Below are 16633 nucleotides of genomic sequence, written 5' to 3'. Positions count from 1 at the left end.
GCTAGACGATGCGCTCGCGGATCGTGTGCCTCGGCAGGGAGCAGGTGTGCGGTCACCGGAGCCACTCAATGATCTTCACATGCTGATCGTTCGGTGTGCCCGGCGACGGATCCGTCGGCGCGAACAGGTCACCGCGACACCACGCCTGCTGTGACAACCCATCCGACCGGAGCAACCGCCCACATGACGAGCAGCATCGAGGCCCCCTCGAGCGCCACCCGGGTCACCCACGACGATCTCGGTTCCGAGGAGGCTTTCCTCGCCGCGATCGACGAGACCATCAAGTACTTCAACGACGGCGACATTGTCGAAGGCACCGTCGTCAAGGTCGATCGGGACGAGGTCCTGCTCGACATCGGCTACAAGACCGAGGGTGTCATCCCCTCTCGGGAGTTGTCGATCAAGCACGACGTGGACCCCGCCGAGGTCGTCTCGGTCGGTGACCACATCGAGGCCCTGGTCCTCCAGAAGGAGGACAAGGAGGGGCGTCTGATCCTCTCCAAGAAGCGGGCGCAGTACGAGCGGGCCTGGGGCACGATCGAGAAGATCAAGGACGAGGACGGCGTCGTCCGCGGCTCCGTCATCGAGGTGGTCAAGGGCGGCCTCATCCTCGACATCGGGCTGCGCGGCTTCCTGCCCGCGTCCCTGGTCGAGATGCGGCGGGTGCGCGACCTCCAGCCGTACGTCGGCCGTGAGCTCGAGGCGAAGATCATCGAGCTGGACAAGAACCGCAACAACGTGGTCCTGTCCCGCCGGGCGTGGCTGGAGCAGACGCAGTCCGAGGTGCGCACCGAGTTCCTCAACAAGCTGCAGAAGGGCCAGGTCCGCAAGGGCGTCGTGTCCTCGATCGTCAACTTCGGCGCGTTCGTCGACCTGGGTGGCGTGGATGGCCTGGTGCACGTCTCCGAGCTGTCCTGGAAGCACATCGACCACCCGTCCGAGGTCGTCGAGGTCGGCCAGGAGGTCGAGGTCGAGGTCCTGGACGTCGACCTGGACCGCGAGCGGGTCTCGCTGTCGCTGAAGGCGACCCAGGAGGACCCGTGGCGGCAGTTCGCCCGCACCCACGCGATCCAGCAGATCGTGCCGGGTAAGGTCACCAAGCTGGTGCCGTTCGGCGCCTTCGTCCGGGTGGACGACGGCATCGAGGGCCTGGTCCACATCTCCGAGCTGGCCGAGCGCCACGTGGAGATCCCGGAGCAGGTCGTCCAGGTCGGCTCCGAGGTCATGGTCAAGGTCATCGACATCGACCTCGAGCGTCGCCGGATCTCGCTGTCGCTCAAGCAGGCCAACGAGGGCTTCGTCGAGGGCGAGGAGCACTTCGACCCGACCCTCTACGGCATGGCCGCGACGTACGACACCGAGGGCAACTACATCTACCCGGAGGGCTTCGACCCGGAGACGGGCGAGTGGCTCGAGGGGTACGACAAGCAGCGCGAGACCTGGGAGAACCAGTACGCCGAGGCGCGTCAGCGCTGGGAGGCCCACACCAAGCAGGTGCAGACCTCCCGGGCCGCCGACGCCGAGGCCGCCGCGAACCCGGCGCCGCCGGTGTCCGCCGGTGCTGGCACCACCACCTCGACCAGCACGGCCCCGAGCCGTCAGGCCGAGGAGCCGGCCGGCACCCTGGCCACCGACGAGGCGCTCGCCGCTCTGCGGGAGAAGCTCGCCGGCGGCAAGTGACCCGCTGAACGACGACGGGCCCCGTCCCCGCGATCGAGAGATCGCCGGGGGCGGGGCCCTCGCCTTACCACCGCCACCGCATCTCGCCCTCCTCCGCCTGCTGACGCGGGCCTCCACGGTGGATCACGGGACTTTGTCCGGCGGCCGGCCCGGCCGGCCCGTCCTGGCTCGCCCGCCCGGCTCGGTGTGGTGTCCGGCGGCGCCGTTCGGGCTGGTGCGCGACGGTACGGGGTGGGCCGGTTTGGCGGGTCGGGGGCGATCCGGTTGACTGATGTCGTGCTGATGGTGGGTTTGACCGGTGGGATCGGGTCGGGCAAGAGCGCCGTGTCGGCGCGGCTGGCCGAGCGGGGTGCGGTGCTGATCGACGCGGACGTGGTGGCGCGGGAGGTGGTCGGGCCGGGCACCGAGGGGCTGGCCGCCATCGTGGACACCTTCTCCGCGCGGGTGCTGGGCCCCGACGGGACGCTCGACCGGGCGGCGTTGGGGGCGACCGTGTTCGCCGACGAGCCGGCCCGGCGACGGCTGGAGGCGATCATCCACCCGCGGGTGCGCGCGCGTACCGCCGAGCTGGCCGCGGCGGCGGCACGGGACGCGGTCGTGGTCAACGACGTGCCGCTGCTGGTCGAGGTGGGGCTCGCGCCCTCGTACCATCTGGTGGTCGTGGTGCAGACCGAGGTCGCCACGCGGCTGGAGCGGCTGGCCCGCGACCGGGGGATGGACCGGGCGGAGGCCGAGCGGCGCATCGCCGCGCAGGCCGACGACGCCCGGCGGCGGGCGGCGGCAGACGTGGTGCTGACCAACGACGGCAGCCTCGCGGACCTGCACGCGGCGGTGGACGCGTTGTGGGACTCCCGGCTGCGGCCCTACGAGGCGAACGTGCGCCAGCGGCGGGCGGCCCGACCGGAGCGGCTGGCGTTGGTCGAGGCGGATCCGACGTGGCCGCAGCAGTACGCCCGCCTGGCCGCCCGGATCCGGCACGCCCTCGCCCCGGCGGACCCGCGGATCGACCACATCGGTTCGACCGCCGTCCCGGGGCTCGCCGCCAAGGACGTGATCGACATCCAGCTCACCGTGCCGCGGCTGGCCGACGCGGACGGACCGCTGGCGCAACGGCTCGCCGACGCCGGCTTCCCCCGCCTGCCGGGCGACTGGTGGGACGCGCCCCGCCCGCCGAGCAGCGGCCGGTGGCCGAAGCGGCTGCACGGCAGCGCCGACCCGGCCCGGCCGGTGAACCTGCACGTCCGGGAGGCCGACTCGCCCGGCTGGCGGTACGCGTTGCTGATGCGCGATCACCTGCGGGCCGACCCGGACCAGCGTTCCGCGTACCTGATGTTGAAGCGCGAGCTGGTCGCCTCGGTGCCGGACGGCGCGGCCTACGCCACCGCCAAGGATCCCTGGTTCGACGAGGAGCAGTTGCGGGCCGAGGAGTGGGCCGCGCAGACCGGTTGGCGTCCCTGACCGGTCAGCGGCCGGTGGCGGTCGCGGGCGGCCGTGCCGAGGGCGGTCGGGCGGGCGCCGGGCCGACCCGGGGCACCCGACCGGGGGAGAGGTCGAGCTGCGCCCAGACACCGGCCCCGGTACGCAGTTCCAGCCGGCGCAGCAGGCCGTCGCGGTCGATCCAGTAGCGCAGCACGGTTCTCGCCGTCCGTACCTCCACCACGTCCACGGCCCGGCGGTGGAGATTGTCGCCGCGGATCCGGCGGACGGTGCCGGCCGGACCGGCGCCGCCCGCGCCGAGTGCCGCGTCCAGCAGCACGGCCAGCTCGTCCCGGGCCGGATCGGTCCGCCAGCCGCGCGCCGGCGGTGGCAACGGCGGGCGGCCGGTTGCCTCGGCGGTGCCACCGACAACTCCGGCCGGCGCGGCCTGCCGGGTGGTACGCCCGCCGGCGCGCCGCAGCAGCGTCCGCCGGTCGGGAACGACGAGGTCGGTGACCGTCAGGTACGCGGCCCGTCCGATCCAGTCGACCCAGCCGGAGCCGCGCAGGTTGGTGCGGGTGCCGACCGGGGCGGTCAGGGTGACCGTGGCACCGCCACGGGCGCGCAGCCGGGCCGGCAACCGGTCCCACCGGCCCTGCTCGGCGGGGCCGAGGACGCGGGGCAGCCCGGGGTGCCCGCCGAGCGGGTCGACCGGCCGGAGGGTGGGACGGTCGGTCCGGTTGAGGACGACGGTGACCGGGCCGGTGCCGGGCAGCGCGGACTCCAGCCGGTGCAGCCGGGCGTCCCGGTCCAGCCAGTGCCGAGGCTGTCCGCCGGCGCCCCGGTCGGCGCCGGTGGCCGGGGCCTGGAGGATGTCCACCGGCTCGGCCTCGACGGTGTCCCGGCCGATCCAGCGCACGGCGGCGGGATCCCCGGCCGGGTCCGGGCGGTCGGCGGCGAGCCCGAAGAGCAGGTCCAGCACCGGGCCGAGGCCACCGTTCACGGGCAGGTCGTGCAGGCGCCACCGGTCTGCCGGCGGTACCAGGGGCGGCGTGGCCGGGGTGGGTACCGCGTCCGGGTCCGGCCGGAGCACGGTGACCGCCGGGGTGGCCTGGAGCAGCCCGCGTTCCGCCCCGGCCCCCGGCCCGCCGACGTCCAGGTAGGCCAGGGAACGGGACCAGTCGACCCAGCCGACCAGTTCGACGCGGGTGGCCCCGGCGCCGGCCGTGACGTGTACGCCGGCCCGCAGGTCGCGGTAGTTGGTGACCCGCATGGCGGACAGCCGGGCGCGTTCGTCGGCGGTCGCCGCCCGGGGTGGTTCCGACGGCTCGGGTGTCCAGCTCAGCCCCGCCACGAGACCGCCGGCGGCGAGGACGGCGACCATGGCCAGCAACACCAGGACGGTACGCCGGCGACCGGCCCCCACCCGCGGGATGGTCCCGGTCTGGGCGTCGGCGGGCGGCGGCGTGACCTCCGGCGGCCGGTCGGCGGCCGAGGCCGCGCGGCGTGACCGCCGGCTGCCGGGCGGGACCGGCAGCCGGTCGGCGGCGGTGGCGGGGGTCGGAACCCCGGACGAGGGGCCGGGGCCGGCGGAGGACGTCACGGATGTTGAACGGGCCTCACCGCCGTGGGGTGACGAGGAGCCGCGGGCCGACGGCGTACCGGGCGACGAGGGCGCGCCGGGCGATCACGGCGGGCCGGGCGATCACGGCGCGCCGGGCGCTCGCGGCGGGGCGGGCGAGGAGGGCAGTGGGGGAGGGTGGCGACCCGGGACGTCGCGTGGCGACGTGCAGGGGCGCTCGCGGCGGCCGGTCTGCGCCTTCAGCGCGACCACGTCGGGTGCGCACGCCGGGCGTGCCGGGTGCTGCGACCCCTGTGCCGGGGGCGGCCGCCCTTGACGGCCAGGCCACCTGCCCGGTCGGCCGCCGCGAGCGGCCTACGTGCAGAGCGTAGCCCCGTGAGATGGGCCACACAATGGGAATATCGAAGCCGATCAGGGACCGCCGGTAGTCGGTCCGGAGTGTCGGACCCCGGGCGTACCGTTGGGGTCATGGCGCTCGACATTCCCCGTCTCGACGGCCGGTTCCAGGTCGTCAGCGACTTCCAGCCGGCCGGCGACCAGCCGGCGGCGATCGACGAGTTGGAGCGTCGGGTGCGGCGCGGCGACCGCAACACCGTCCTGCTCGGCGCGACCGGCACCGGCAAGAGCGCCACCACGGCGTGGCTGGTCGAGCGGTTGCAGCGGCCGACGCTCGTGCTGGCGCCCAACAAGACGCTCTGCGCGCAGCTGGCCAAGGAGTTCAGCGAGCTGCTGCCGCACAACGCCGTCGAATACTTCGTCTCCTACTACGACTACTACCAGCCCGAGGCCTACATCCCGCAGACCGACACCTACATCGAGAAGGACTCCTCGATCAACGAGGAGGTCGAGCGGCTGCGTCACTCGGCGACGATGTCGCTGCTGACCCGCCGCGACGTGGTGGTGGTCGCGACCGTGTCGGCGATCTACGGCCTGGGCACCCCGGAGGAATACCTGGACCGCGCGGTCCGGATGACCGTCGGCCAGGAGCTGGACCGCGACCAGCTGCTGCGCCGGCTGGTCGACATCCGCTACACGCGCAACGACATGGCCTTCCAGCGGGGCACCTTCCGGGTCCGGGGCGACACCCTGGAGATCATTCCGGCCTACGAGGAGCTGGCCGTCCGGATCGAGCTGTTCGGCGACGAGGTGGAGAAGCTCTACTACCTCAACCCGCTCACCGGCGACGTGGTCCGCGAGGTCGACCATCTGATGATCTTCCCGGCCACGCACTACGCGGCCGGCCCGGAGCGGATGGAGCGGGCGATCCGCGACATCGAGGCCGAGCTGGGCGAGCGGTTGGCGGAGCTGGAGCGGCAGGGCAAGCTGCTGGAGGCGCAGCGGCTACGGATGCGCACCACCTACGACATCGAGATGATGCGGCAGGTCGGATTCTGCTCGGGCATCGAGAACTACTCGATGCACATGGACGGTCGGTTGCCCGGCAGCCCGCCGCACTGCCTGCTCGACTACTTCCCCGACGACTACCTGACCGTGGTCGACGAGTCGCACGTGACGATCCCGCAGATCGGCGGCATGTACGAGGGCGACGCCTCCCGCAAGCGGATGCTCATCGACCACGGCTTCCGGCTGCCCAGCGCCGCCGACAACCGCCCGTTACGGTTCGACGAGTTCCTGGAGCGGGTCGGCCAGATGGTCTTCCTGTCGGCGACGCCGGGCACGTGGGAGATGGAGCAGGCTCAGGGGGAGTTCGTCGAGCAGGTGATCCGTCCGACCGGCCTGGTCGACCCGGAGGTCGTCATCAAGCCCACCAAGGGGCAGATCGACGACCTGATGCACGAGATCAAGCTGCGCACCGAGCGGGACGAGCGGGTGCTGGTCACCACGCTGACCAAGAAGATGGCCGAGGACCTGTCGGACTACCTGCTGGAGAACGGCATCCGGGTGCGTTACCTGCACTCGGAGGTGGACACGCTGCGCCGGGTGGAGCTGCTGCGCGAGCTGCGCAAGGGCGACTACGACGTGCTGGTCGGCATCAACCTGCTCCGGGAGGGTCTCGATCTGCCCGAGGTGTCGCTGGTGGCGATCCTCGACGCGGACAAGGAGGGCTTCCTGCGCAGCGGCCGGTCGCTGATCCAGACCATCGGCCGGGCGGCCCGGAACGTGTCCGGGCAGGTGCACATGTACGCCGACAAGATCACCCCGTCGATGGCCAACGCGATCGACGAGACCAACCGGCGGCGGGCCAAGCAGATCGCCCACAACGAGGCCAACGGGATCAGCCCGGAGCCGCTGCGGAAGAAGATCCACGACATCCTGGACGACATCTACCGTGAGGCGGAGGACACCGACACCCGGGTCGGCGGCGCGGTGCGGCAGATGTCGCGGGGTAAGGCGCCGGTGAAGGAGACCCGCAGCCGCCGGGTGGCGACCGGTGCTGGTCCGGCCCGGGAGGGCATGGCCCGTGCCGAGCTGGCCCAGCTCATCCAGGAGCTGAACGACCAGATGCTGGCGGCGGCGCGGGAGTTGCAGTTCGAGTTGGCGGCGCGCATCCGCGACGAGGTGTCGGACCTGAAGAAGGAGCTGCGCGGCATGGACGCCGCCGGCGTGAAGTAGGCGGGCCCGGGCTCGGGAGGGGTGACCACGGTGGACGAGGTGGTGGTCGGCCTGCCCGAGCCCCGGCTGCGCCGGTACGTCGGGCGGTATGTCGGCTACCGGGAGTCCGTGTCGGGCCCGCTGGTCCGGCACGAGGCGGCCGGCGCCTTCGTGGTGCTCATCCTCGGCTGGGGTGCCCCGCTGGACGTGGTCGATCCCCGGGCGGCGGGCCGGGGCGCGTACGCGGTCGACTCCTTCGTCGCCGGGCCGTTCGACGGCTACTGCGAGACGTCCACGACCGGGGTGGGCGCCGCGGTGCAGATGCTGCTGACCCCGCTGGCGGCGCGCCGGATCCTGGCCGCGCCGCTGGGTGAGTTGGCGAACCGGGCGGTGGGTGTGGACCGGTGGCCAGAGGGCTGGCTGGACCGGCTGCGCGCCCGGCTGGCCGAGGAGCCGACCTGGCCCGGTCGTTTCGCGCTGCTCGACGCCACGCTGGCGGCCCGGCTGGCCGGCACCGACCCGGTCGACCCCCGACTGGTGTGGGCATGGCGACGGCTGGCCGGCGCCGGGGGACCGGTCCGGGTCGGCGAGCTGGCCGAGGAGGTGGGCTGGAGCCGCCGGCACCTCACCGTCCGGTTCCACCGGGAGGTTGGCCTGAGCCCGCGTACGACCGTCCGGCTGCTGCGCTTCCAGCGGACGTACGCGGTGTTGCGCCGAGGCCTGGCGGTGTGTGATCTCGTGCCGGACCTGGTCGCCGAGGAGGTCCCGCCGGCGGGCAGCTGGGCGCATCTGGCGGTCCGGTACGGCTACTACGACCAGGCCCACCTGATCCGCGATTTTCGCGAGTTCGCCGGCGCCACCCCGGCCGCGCTGTTCCCGGCGGGATCACATTCGTCCAATCGGGGGTGATCGCCGGTGGGCCAGGATCGGGGCATGCGAACTGTCTATCCGGTTCTCCGGTACACCGACCCCCGGTCCGCGATCGAGTGGCTCCGCGCCGCGTTCGGCTTCACCGCGCACGCGGTGCACGAGGCCCCCGACGGCACCGTGGCCCACGCCGAACTCGTCTTCGGCACCGGCATGATCATGCTCGGTCCCCGCCCGGCCGCCGCGTCCGCGCCGGTGCGGGCGGCCGACGACGACTACGTGGTCTACGTCGCGGTCGACGACCTGGACGCTCATCACGATCGGGCCCGGGCGGCCGGCGCGGAGATCGTCCGGCCACCCTTCGACACCGACTACGGCTCCCGCGACTACGCGGCCCGGGACCTGGACGGCAACGTCTGGTCTTTCGGCACGTACCGGATCTGACACCGCCGACTGACGCGTGCGGGTCCGGCCGTTGACGACGGGGGCGGCCGGACCGCCGTCGCGTTGCGCAAGCAAGCTATTGCGCTGGGTGATCGTCATGCGTACGCTCCCTCGGTGGGGAGGCGCGAATGGCGTTGTCGACGAGTCCGGTGATCAGACGGGCCAGGCTCGGCGCCGAGCTGCGGCAGTTGCGCCGGCGGGAGTCACTGACCCTGGAACAGGTCTGTGACCGTCTGGGCTGGGCCTCCACCTCGAAACTGTCCCGCATCGAGCTGGGGCAGAGCCGGCCCGACCTCGCCGACGTGCTCGACCTGCTCGACGTCTACCAGGTGCCGACGCCGAAGCGCGACGCCCTGATCGTGATCGCCCGGGACGCCGCCACCAGCCGGGGCTGGTGGAAGGCGCTGGGCGAGATGGGGGAGCGGCAGCGCACCTACGCCGAGTTGGAGGCCGGCGCGGCCAGCATCGTCGAGTTCCAACCCGCGATCGTGCCGGGGTTGCTGCAGACCCCGGCGTACGCCCGGTTGCGGGTCGTCGCCGGTCGGCTGCTCGATCCCACGGTCGACGTGGAGGCCGACGTGCGGGCCCGGGTCTCCCGGTGCGAGGTGCTGCGCCGCGCGGACCCGCCGCGCTACACCGCGCTGCTCACCGAGGCCGCCTGCGATCCCGGCGACAACCCTGACGAGGTGTGGCGGGAGCAGATGCGGCACCTGGTCGAGCTGGCCGGGCTGGCGCACGTGACGATCCGCCTGCTGCCCCGGGGGCGGGCGGCGAAGGGCGCGCTGCACCCGCTCACGCCCTACTCCTGCTATTCCTTCCCGGACCCGGCCGACCCGCGCACGGTGATGCTGGAGGGGCTGACCACCGACGTGCGGCTGACCACCGAGGCTGACGTCGAGCGGTACGACCGGCTCACCGGCTGGCTGTCGGCGGCGGCCCTGTCGGCGGAGCGGACCGTCGCGGAACTGACCCGTCGCGGCAACTGACCCGTCGCGGCAACTGACCTGTCGCGGCAACGGACCCGTTCGGCCAGGGGCTTTCGCCGCGCGGCCACCGGACCCGGCGCCCCCGAGCCCGTCGGGGCCGGCGGCCGGCGCGTGCGCGCACGCTAGCCGGTGGGTACGACAGCCTCGGGCCTTTGTCAGGCCGGCACGTCGACGAAGTGCTCGACCGACGGCGGGTTGGCGAAGTGCGGGCCGATCAGCGCCCGCCACTGCTGGAACTTCTCGGTCTGCCGGAAGTTCACGTCGTGCGCCTCGACCGAGTCCCACTCGACCAGCAGCACGAATCGGGAGGGGGACTCGACGCCCCGGGTCATCCGTACCGAGCGGCATCCCTCGGCGCTGGTGATGACCGGGTGCGCCTGCGCGTACGCGGCGGCGAACTCGTCCTCGTGTCCCGGGATGACGTCGATCAACGCAACTTCGAGCACCATGAGCGCAGCTTCCCACGACACCGGTAGCGGACGTGGCACGGGGGGCGGTTCCGCCGTTCTCAACGGAGGAAGTCGGTCAGCGCCGGCGCGAGGGTCGTCGCCGGCACTCCGTGCCACTGGCCGGGCAGGCTGCGGTGGGTGGCGTGCGGCAGCAGCGCCGCCGCCGTCGCCGCCATCCCGGTCAGTTCCCCGGTGCTGCCCGCGCTGTCCAGCACCAGTGCCGGCGCGGTTACCCGCCGCAGCAGGTCGGCGTCGGTGGCCTCGCTGAGCATGCTGTCGTAGGCCAGCGTGTGCGCGACGGACACCATCGCCGTCCAGTGTGGCGTGTCCCGCATGCCGGCGAGGACGTCGGCGGGCAGACCGATGCTCTCCAGGAAGAACTCCACCGCGTCGACCCCGGTGAGGCTCCGCAGCCGGGTGGCGAACGCCCGCTGGGCGGGGTCGTCGCGGGCCGGTTCGATCGGCGGTTCCAGCAGGGCGAGGCGGCGGACCGGCAGGCCGGCGGCCGCGGCGTGCAGGGCCACCAGGCAGCCGGAGGAGTAGCCGTAGAGGGCGGCCGGGCCGCCGACGGCGCCGATCAGCGCCGCCAGGTCCTCCACCTCCCGGTGCGGGGTGTACGGCGGGGTGTCGCCGCTGGCGCCGCGCCCCCGCCGGTCGTACCGCACCACGGTGAAGTGGTCCGTCAGCAGCTCGGCGAGCTCGCCGAGCGGGCTGTTGGCCCGGAAGTGCCCGGCGGCGTCGATGAGGATCAGCGGTGGGCCGGAGCCGGCCTGCTGGTAGGCGATGCGGGTGCCGTCCGGGGAGGTCACGGTCGTCTCCATGAACTGAACCGTACAGTACAGTTGGGTGATGGAGAAGGAGCGCAAGCGCCGGACGATCCTCGCCGCCGCCCTGGCCGAGTTCCTGGAGCACGGCTACCTCGGCGCGGGCATGGACCGCATCGCCGCCCGCGCGAAGGCGTCGAAGGTCACCGTGTACGCGCACTTCGCCGACAAGCAGGCGCTCTTCGAGGCGGTGTTCACCGACGCGATCGGCGCGGCCGAACGCGCCGGGTCGCCGCTGGTCGAGGCGCTCGCCGAGTCCACCGATCTGCCCCGGGACCTGCGGTCCTTCGCCCGCGAACACGTCGCCGCCGTGACCCGACCGCACCTGGTCCAGCTCCGCCGGATGATCATCGGTGAGGCGGGCCGCTTCCCCGACCTCGCCCGGGCCTGGCACCGGGCCGCACCCGAGCGCGGCCACGCGACCCTGGCCCGTGTCGTCGCCCGACTCGCCGAGCGGGGGCTGGTGCGCGCCCCCGATCCGTTGACCGCCGCGCAGTACCTCAATCACCTGATCCTGTCGGTCCCGCTGGACGAGGCGATGTTCGCGGTTCACGCCAGCCGCGACGAGGTCGACCTGCACCGCTGGGCCGACGAGGCGGTGCGGGTGTGGCTGGCCGCGTACCGCGCCTGAGCGAGTCGCCGCCCTGCTCCGCCGGTCCCGGACGGTCATGCGACCGGGCCTTCGGCCACCCAAGACCCGGGCAACTTCGGGGATGTCGCTGCCTCCGACGCCCCTGAGACCGCACTTTCCCCGAAGTTGCGCGCTGGTCGAGGGCGGCACGCGGGCGGCGGTCGGATGGCAATGCAAACTATCCTCCTAGGATGCCTCACGCGGGGTGACGGTGCTATTCCGACTTCGCGTGGTGGGGAGAGACACGGGAGCCCGGGATGCGCCGAGTGGGCGCGGTGGGCGAGAATGACGATCGAGGAGGGGAGTATTCCCCCGCGACGGAGTCGTCAGCACGGTCGAGCGCCGGCCCCCCGGTGGCGCGACCCGGCCCCGTTGGTCGCCGGCCCGTTCGCGGGTCGGTGGCGGAAGAGACCTCCGACAGTCACCAGAGTCAGCGTCGTCGGCACCGCACGGCCCGCGAGGGCGTACGGTGTGCGCGTCGCTGCGTGTCTGCCGGAGGATGAACATTGGACGTGTCCGGACTCGTGTGGGCGGGAACGCTCGTCGCGCTGACCGCCATCCTGCTCCTGGATCTGCTGATCATCGGTCGGCGTCCGCACGAGCCGAGTGTGCGCGAGTCGAGCCTCTGGGTCGGCTTCTACGTGGGGCTGGCCCTGATCTTCGGCGTCGGCGTCTGGTTCTTCTCCGGTGCCAGTGCGGCCGGGCAGTTCTACACCGGCTGGCTCACCGAGTACAGCCTGTCGGTCGACAACCTCTTCGTCTTCGTGATCATCATGGCCCGCTTCGGCGTGCCCCGGCAGTACCAGCAGAAGGTGCTGCTGGTCGGCATCGTGCTGGCGCTGGTGATGCGCGGCGGCTTCATCGCGGCCGGCGCGGCGTTGATCTCCCAGTTCTCCTGGGTGTTCTACATCTTCGGCGCGTTCCTCATCTACACCGCGGTCAACCTCGCCCGGCAGGGTGAGCCGGACGAGGACGAGTTCACCGAGAACGTGCTCATCCGGTGGAGCCGCAGGGCGCTGCCGATCTCCCGCGACTACGACGGCGCGAAGCTGACCACCCACGAGGCGGGCCGGCGGCTCTTCACGCCGATGCTGATCGTGATGATCGCCATCGGCACCACCGACCTGATCTTCGCGCTCGACTCGATCCCGGCGATCTTCGGCATCACCCAGGAGCCCTACCTGGTCTTCACCGCGAACGTCTTCGCGCTGATGGGCCTGCGGCAGCTCTACTTCCTGTTGGGCGGGCTGCTGGACCGGCTCGTCTACCTCACCTACGGCCTGGCCGTGGTGCTGGGCTTCATCGGCGTCAAGCTGGTGCTGGAGGCCCTGGCCGACAACAAGCTGCCGTTCATCAACGGCGGTGAGCACGTGGGCTGGGCGCCGCACATCCCGATCTGGCTGTCGCTGCTGGTCATCCTGGGCACCCTGCTGGTCGCGACGATCGCCAGCCTGGTCAAGTCCTCCCGGGACCGCCGCCGGGAACTGGCCGAGGCGCGCCGCTGAGCCGCCGCGCGGACCCGGATCGAGGGGCGGCCGTCGGTCGCCCCTCGATCGTTGTCCGCGCTCAGACCCGGTGGACGGCGACCAACGTCGCGGTCCGGTCGGCGGGCAGTCGCTCCTCCAGCACCCGGCGCTTGCGGTAGCAGGCGTGCAGCATCCGGCGGTCGTCGCCGGCCGGCTCGGCGGTGACGATTCCGATGTGGTGGATGTGCCGGCCGGGCCGGGCGAAGAAGTACAGGTCGCCGGGGCGCTCGGTGCCCAGCCGTAGCGGCGTGGTCGCGGCCGCCTGGTCGTCGGCGTCCCGGGGCAGGTCGACACCGAGGCGCCGCCACGCCAGGTGGACCAGGCCGGAGCAGTCGATGCCGTACGCGGACACGCCGCCCCAGATGTAGACGACGTCGCCCAGCCGGCGGGCCACGTCGAGCGCCCGTTGCGGCGGCGGCGTCCCGGTGGGCAGTGGCACCGCGTGGGTGGCGGGCAGCCAGAGCGGGTCGGCGTGACCGGGGGGGAGTACCGGGTGCCAGCCGGCGTGGGCCGGTCCGGCCGAGGTGAGTCGGGTGCCGAGGACCACGCCGGGCAGCGCCGCCGGGCCGTCGGGGGTGTCGTGCAGAGCGGTGACCGGGACGTCCACGACCAACGGGACGGTGTCGGGAAGCGGGGTGGCCGGCGCGAGTTGGTCGACCGGCAGCCAGCCCGGGTACCCGCGCGGGTCGAGCCGGGCCGCCTGCTGTTCGACCGCCACCACGTGCGCCCAGCCGTCCGGGCGGATCCCGGTGACCAGCACCCGTTCGCCGAGCAGCAACTGGCTCAGGACGCAGTCGCCCACCCGCTGGTCGGTGTCCAGCCCGGCGATCCACGCGGCCACGTCGACGGGGACGGACAGGGCGGGGCGGTCGACGGGGCGTACCGCGTCGGGGGAGGTCCAGAGGGTCGCCACCGCGACCCGGACGACGGCCTCGCGGCCCGGTCGCACCTGCACGTCCACCTCCTGGTCACGCCGCATGCTGCCCGCGACCCTATGAAAGTTTTCGCCACAACTCAACCGCGAGTCTGCATCTTTACTTCAGTCGCCGAGCTGATCCCCAGACCCGGCTCGTCCGGCAGCACCACCGTGGCGCCCTCGTACCGCACACCGCCGCGCACCGGCGTCCAGGCCAGCCACCAGGCGGCGTCCAGGTCGGAGACGGCGGTGGTGCCCTGCGCGGCGACCAGGCTGGCGGCGGCCCCGACCCCGACCTGGCTCTCCATCATGGAGCCGACCACGGTGCCCACCCCGTGCGCCGCGGCCAGGTCCAGCAGGGTGCGTGCCGGGCGCAGGCCGCCGCACTTGGCGAGCTTCACGTTGACCAGGTCCGCGGCGCGACGGCGGATCACCTCGACCAGGTCCCGCACCCCGAAGACCGACTCGTCGGCCAGGATCGGCGTCGACACCCGGTCGCTGACCCAGGCCAGTCCGTCCAGGTCCGCCCGGTGCACCGGCTGCTCGACCAGCTCGACGTCCAGGCCGGCGTCCTCGATGTTCCGGATCACGCGGACCGCCTCGCGCGGTGTCCAACCCTGGTTGGCGTCCAGCCGGACGCGGATCCGCGGGCCCACCGCGGCGCGGACCGCGCGGACCCGGTCCAGGTCGCCGGACGCGTCGGTGCCGACCTTGAGCTTGAGCACGTCGAAGCCGTCGGCCCGCCGCTGGCGGGCGGCGGACGCCAGGTCCACCGCTTCGCCGGCGGCGAGGGTCACGTCCGTCGGCACGGTCAGCGCGGTGCCGCCGAGCAACCGCACCAGCGGTACGCCGAGCCGCCGCGCGGCCAGGTCGTGCAGGGCGACGTCGACAGCCGCCTTGGCCGCCTCGTTGCCCGCCACCGCCCGGTCCACCTCGACGCAGCGGGCCACCAGGTCGTCGGGGTTCCGGCTGGTCAGCATCGGCCCGAGCAGTTCCCGTACGCACGCCTCGGAGCCGGCCACCGACGCGCCGGTCACCTGCCAGACCTGCGGCGCCTCGCCGAACCCGGACCGCCCGTCGCGGTCGACGACCTCGACCACCAGGGTCTCGATCGTGGTGGTCCGGCGCAGCGCGGTGACGAACGGCGTGTGCAGGGGTGCGGAGAGCCGGTGGGTGCGTACCGCGGCGATCGTCATGTCGGGCACCCTATAGCGAGATCGACTCATGATGGGGAGGCCACATGCGAACCTGGGAACTGGTGGGCGCGCCGAACGCGCGGGACCTCGGCGGCCTGGTCGGCGCCGACGGTCGGCGGGTCCGGCCGGGGGTGCTGCTGCGTACCCCGGCGTTGGGCCGGCTGACCGACGAGGATCTGCCGGTGCTGGCCAAGCTCGGCCCGGCGTGCGTGGTCGACCTGCGGGACCACTCGGAGATGGCGGTCGCGCCGCCGGACCGGCTGCCCGGTGAGCCGAAGGTCGTGCACCTGCCGGTGCACGACGCCGAGCACCCGGTCTTCACCTACGTGTCGGCGATGCTGCTGGGGCACGACCTGACCGCGTACGGCGACCTCGCCGGGCAGGGCACGCCGGCGGCGATGGAGGCGATCTACCGCTGGTTCGTGACCGGAGCCTCGGCGCGTGAGGGGTTCGCCGAAGCGGTCCGGCTGGCGGCCGACGCGGCGAATCTCCCGCTGCTCTACCACTGCTCGGCGGGCAAGGACCGGACCGGCTGGCTGACCGTGGTGCTGCTGCACGCCCTCGGGGTGGACGAGTCGGCGATCCGGGCCGACTACCTGGCCAACAACGCCCTGAGCGAGAGCCTGCGGGAGGTCATCCTGGAGGCGATGCGCAAGCGCCAGCCGGGCCTGGACGTCGAGGCGGTACGACCGGTGCTGGAGGTACGCGACGCGTACCTGGACGCGGCGTACGAGGAGGTGCGCCGGGCGCACGGGTCGTTCGGGGCGTACCTGCGCGACGGGTTGGGGGTGGACGACGCGCTGGTCAGCCGGCTGCGGGCGCTGCTGCTGGAGTGACCGGCGGCGTGCTCGCGGCGGCACCCCGGCGGGCGGCCCAGCCGGTGACGATCAGCGCCTGGCCGGCGGCGTAGGTGGCCATCACCCAGATCGGCGGGCCGGGCAGGGTCGCCGTGCCGGCCACGTTCAGCGCGATGAGCAGGTCGGACAGGAGGAACAGCCCGCCGCCGAGGCCGACCCGCCAGCCGTACGCGGTGGCGGTGCTGGCCATGGTGGCCAGCGCGATCGCGTAGCCGGCCACCGGCACCGCCAGCCCGGCGTCGGCCAGTCCGGGCCACATCCAGGTCAGGGCGGCGACGGTCAGCACCGCGTACGCCAGCGGGACGGCGAGCAGCGGCGGGCGGCGCAGCGCGGTCGCCGCGCCGCCGCGCACGAACGCCGCGACGTAGCAGGCGTGCGCGCCGAGGAACAGCGCCATGCCGGTGAGGAACGCGCCGGCGCCGGTGCCGAGCAGCGCCACGTCGCCGCCGGTGGACAGGGCCAGGGCGGCGAGGACCAGCCGGTCGGGGCGGGTGCCGCGGTCGGCGGCGGCCCGCCAGAGGTACGCGGCCAGCAGCGGCATCAGCAAAGGTTTGGTGACCAGCTCGCCGAGGTCGTTGCCGGCGGCGTTGGCGAGGAGGTTCCCGGCGGTCACCGCGACGAAGGCGGCCAGCAGGACAGGGCTGCGGAGCATCGGCGGTCTCCTCGCGGTGGGGTGGGCAGCAGCGTAGGACCCCGGGGGCCGCCG

The 16633-nt window shown here is 73.2% G+C and carries 15 protein-coding genes; 9 read left to right on the top strand and 6 right to left on the bottom strand.

The window, feature by feature from the left end; genetic code table 11:
- Positions 1-183: 183 nt before the first annotated feature.
- Positions 184-1680 carry a 30S ribosomal protein S1 gene (gene rpsA / locus D7223_RS02730; RefSeq protein WP_120724405.1) on the top strand — a complete coding sequence of 499 codons (1497 nt, stop codon included), beginning with the start codon at positions 184-186 and terminating at the stop codon, positions 1678-1680.
- A 276-nt stretch (positions 1681-1956) separates the two neighbouring features.
- Positions 1957-3138, top strand: a complete 1182-nt coding sequence (gene coaE, locus D7223_RS02725) for a dephospho-CoA kinase (RefSeq protein WP_120724402.1) — start codon at positions 1957-1959, stop codon at positions 3136-3138.
- 4 nt (positions 3139-3142) lie between these two features.
- Here coaE and D7223_RS02720 read toward each other — a convergent pair whose 3' ends face one another.
- Complete coding sequence (locus D7223_RS02720) at positions 3143-4699, bottom strand: hypothetical protein (protein ID WP_120724400.1); 1557 nt, start codon at positions 4697-4699, stop codon at positions 3143-3145.
- A gap of 447 nt (positions 4700-5146) precedes the next feature.
- Here D7223_RS02720 and uvrB point away from each other — a divergent pair, with 447 nt between their 5' ends.
- From uvrB to D7223_RS02700, 4 genes are all read left to right on the top strand, one after another.
- Entirely contained in the window at positions 5147-7252 is a 2106-nt protein-coding gene (gene uvrB / locus D7223_RS02715) for an excinuclease ABC subunit UvrB (RefSeq protein WP_120724398.1), read from the top strand.
- 30 nt (positions 7253-7282) lie between these two features.
- Positions 7283-8140 (top strand): helix-turn-helix domain-containing protein, encoded by an 858-nt coding sequence (locus D7223_RS02710; RefSeq protein WP_120725674.1) that lies wholly within the window; start codon positions 7283-7285, stop codon positions 8138-8140.
- A 24-nt stretch (positions 8141-8164) separates the two neighbouring features.
- Positions 8165-8542, top strand: coding sequence for a VOC family protein (locus tag D7223_RS02705; protein ID WP_120724396.1), 378 nt, complete (start codon positions 8165-8167; stop codon positions 8540-8542).
- A 128-nt stretch (positions 8543-8670) separates the two neighbouring features.
- Positions 8671-9528 (top strand): helix-turn-helix domain-containing protein, encoded by an 858-nt coding sequence (locus tag D7223_RS02700; RefSeq protein ID WP_120724394.1) that lies wholly within the window; start codon positions 8671-8673, stop codon positions 9526-9528.
- Positions 9529-9683: 155 nt separating this feature from the next.
- On the opposite strand, the gene D7223_RS02695 is transcribed toward D7223_RS02700, so the two are convergent.
- Both D7223_RS02695 and D7223_RS02690 read right to left on the bottom strand, forming a co-directional pair.
- On the bottom strand, positions 9684-9977 hold the full coding sequence (locus D7223_RS02695; RefSeq protein WP_120724392.1) for an antibiotic biosynthesis monooxygenase family protein: 294 nt from the start codon (positions 9975-9977) through the stop codon (positions 9684-9686).
- Positions 9978-10036: 59 nt separating this feature from the next.
- On the bottom strand, positions 10037-10798 hold the full coding sequence (locus D7223_RS02690) for an alpha/beta fold hydrolase (protein WP_120724390.1): 762 nt from the start codon (positions 10796-10798) through the stop codon (positions 10037-10039).
- A gap of 28 nt (positions 10799-10826) precedes the next feature.
- On the opposite strand from D7223_RS02690, the gene D7223_RS02685 reads away from it, so the two are divergent.
- Positions 10827-11432 carry a TetR/AcrR family transcriptional regulator gene (locus D7223_RS02685; RefSeq protein WP_120724388.1) on the top strand — a complete coding sequence of 202 codons (606 nt, stop codon included), beginning with the start codon at positions 10827-10829 and terminating at the stop codon, positions 11430-11432.
- A gap of 506 nt (positions 11433-11938) precedes the next feature.
- Entirely contained in the window at positions 11939-12937 is a 999-nt protein-coding gene (locus tag D7223_RS02680; RefSeq protein WP_120724386.1) for a TerC family protein, read from the top strand.
- Between the two features lie 61 nt (positions 12938-12998).
- Here the strand turns inward: D7223_RS02680 and D7223_RS02675 are convergent, their stop codons facing one another.
- Positions 12999-13937, bottom strand: coding sequence for a C40 family peptidase (locus D7223_RS02675; RefSeq protein WP_238161506.1), 939 nt, complete (start codon positions 13935-13937; stop codon positions 12999-13001).
- 35 nt (positions 13938-13972) lie between these two features.
- Positions 13973-15070: a mandelate racemase/muconate lactonizing enzyme family protein gene (locus D7223_RS02670; protein ID WP_120724384.1), complete on the bottom strand. Its 1098-nt coding sequence runs from the start codon at positions 15068-15070 to the stop codon at positions 13973-13975.
- Positions 15071-15114: 44 nt separating this feature from the next.
- Between D7223_RS02670 and D7223_RS02665 the strand changes: the two genes are divergently transcribed.
- On the top strand, positions 15115-15906 hold the full coding sequence (locus tag D7223_RS02665) for a tyrosine-protein phosphatase (RefSeq protein WP_120724381.1): 792 nt from the start codon (positions 15115-15117) through the stop codon (positions 15904-15906).
- On the opposite strand, the gene D7223_RS02660 is transcribed toward D7223_RS02665, so the two are convergent.
- On the bottom strand, positions 15875-16579 hold the full coding sequence (locus D7223_RS02660; RefSeq protein ID WP_120724379.1) for a lysoplasmalogenase: 705 nt from the start codon (positions 16577-16579) through the stop codon (positions 15875-15877). The two genes, D7223_RS02665 and D7223_RS02660, sit on opposite strands and share 32 nt — an antisense overlap.
- Positions 16580-16633 lie beyond the last annotated feature (54 nt).

Origin of the sequence: Micromonospora endolithica (assembly GCF_003626595.1) — a bacterium.
GTDB classification, from domain to species: Bacteria; Actinomycetota; Actinomycetes; order Mycobacteriales; family Micromonosporaceae; genus Micromonospora; species Micromonospora endolithica.
The sequence above is the reverse complement of the archived record's forward strand: the minus strand, read 5'-3'. Positions and strand labels throughout refer to the sequence as shown.

Excerpts from the sequence above, each read along its gene's own strand:
- rpsA (WP_120724405.1), top strand. The coding sequence starts at position 184 with ATGACGAGCAGCATCGAGGCCCCCTCGAGCGCCACCCGGGTCACCCAC.
- uvrB (WP_120724398.1), top strand. The coding sequence starts at position 5,147 with ATGGCGCTCGACATTCCCCGTCTCGACGGCCGGTTCCAGGTCGTCAGC.
- D7223_RS02705 (WP_120724396.1), top strand. The coding sequence starts at position 8,165 with ATGCGAACTGTCTATCCGGTTCTCCGGTACACCGACCCCCGGTCCGCG.
- D7223_RS02700 (WP_120724394.1), top strand. The coding sequence starts at position 8,671 with ATGGCGTTGTCGACGAGTCCGGTGATCAGACGGGCCAGGCTCGGCGCC.
- D7223_RS02695 (WP_120724392.1), bottom strand. The coding sequence starts at position 9,977 with ATGGTGCTCGAAGTTGCGTTGATCGACGTCATCCCGGGACACGAGGAC.
- D7223_RS02690 (WP_120724390.1), bottom strand. The coding sequence starts at position 10,798 with ATGGAGACGACCGTGACCTCCCCGGACGGCACCCGCATCGCCTACCAG.
- D7223_RS02685 (WP_120724388.1), top strand. The coding sequence starts at position 10,827 with ATGGAGAAGGAGCGCAAGCGCCGGACGATCCTCGCCGCCGCCCTGGCC.
- D7223_RS02675 (WP_238161506.1), bottom strand. The coding sequence starts at position 13,937 with ATGCGGCGTGACCAGGAGGTGGACGTGCAGGTGCGACCGGGCCGCGAG.
- D7223_RS02670 (WP_120724384.1), bottom strand. The coding sequence starts at position 15,070 with ATGACGATCGCCGCGGTACGCACCCACCGGCTCTCCGCACCCCTGCAC.
- D7223_RS02665 (WP_120724381.1), top strand. The coding sequence starts at position 15,115 with ATGCGAACCTGGGAACTGGTGGGCGCGCCGAACGCGCGGGACCTCGGC.
- D7223_RS02660 (WP_120724379.1), bottom strand. The coding sequence starts at position 16,579 with ATGCTCCGCAGCCCTGTCCTGCTGGCCGCCTTCGTCGCGGTGACCGCC.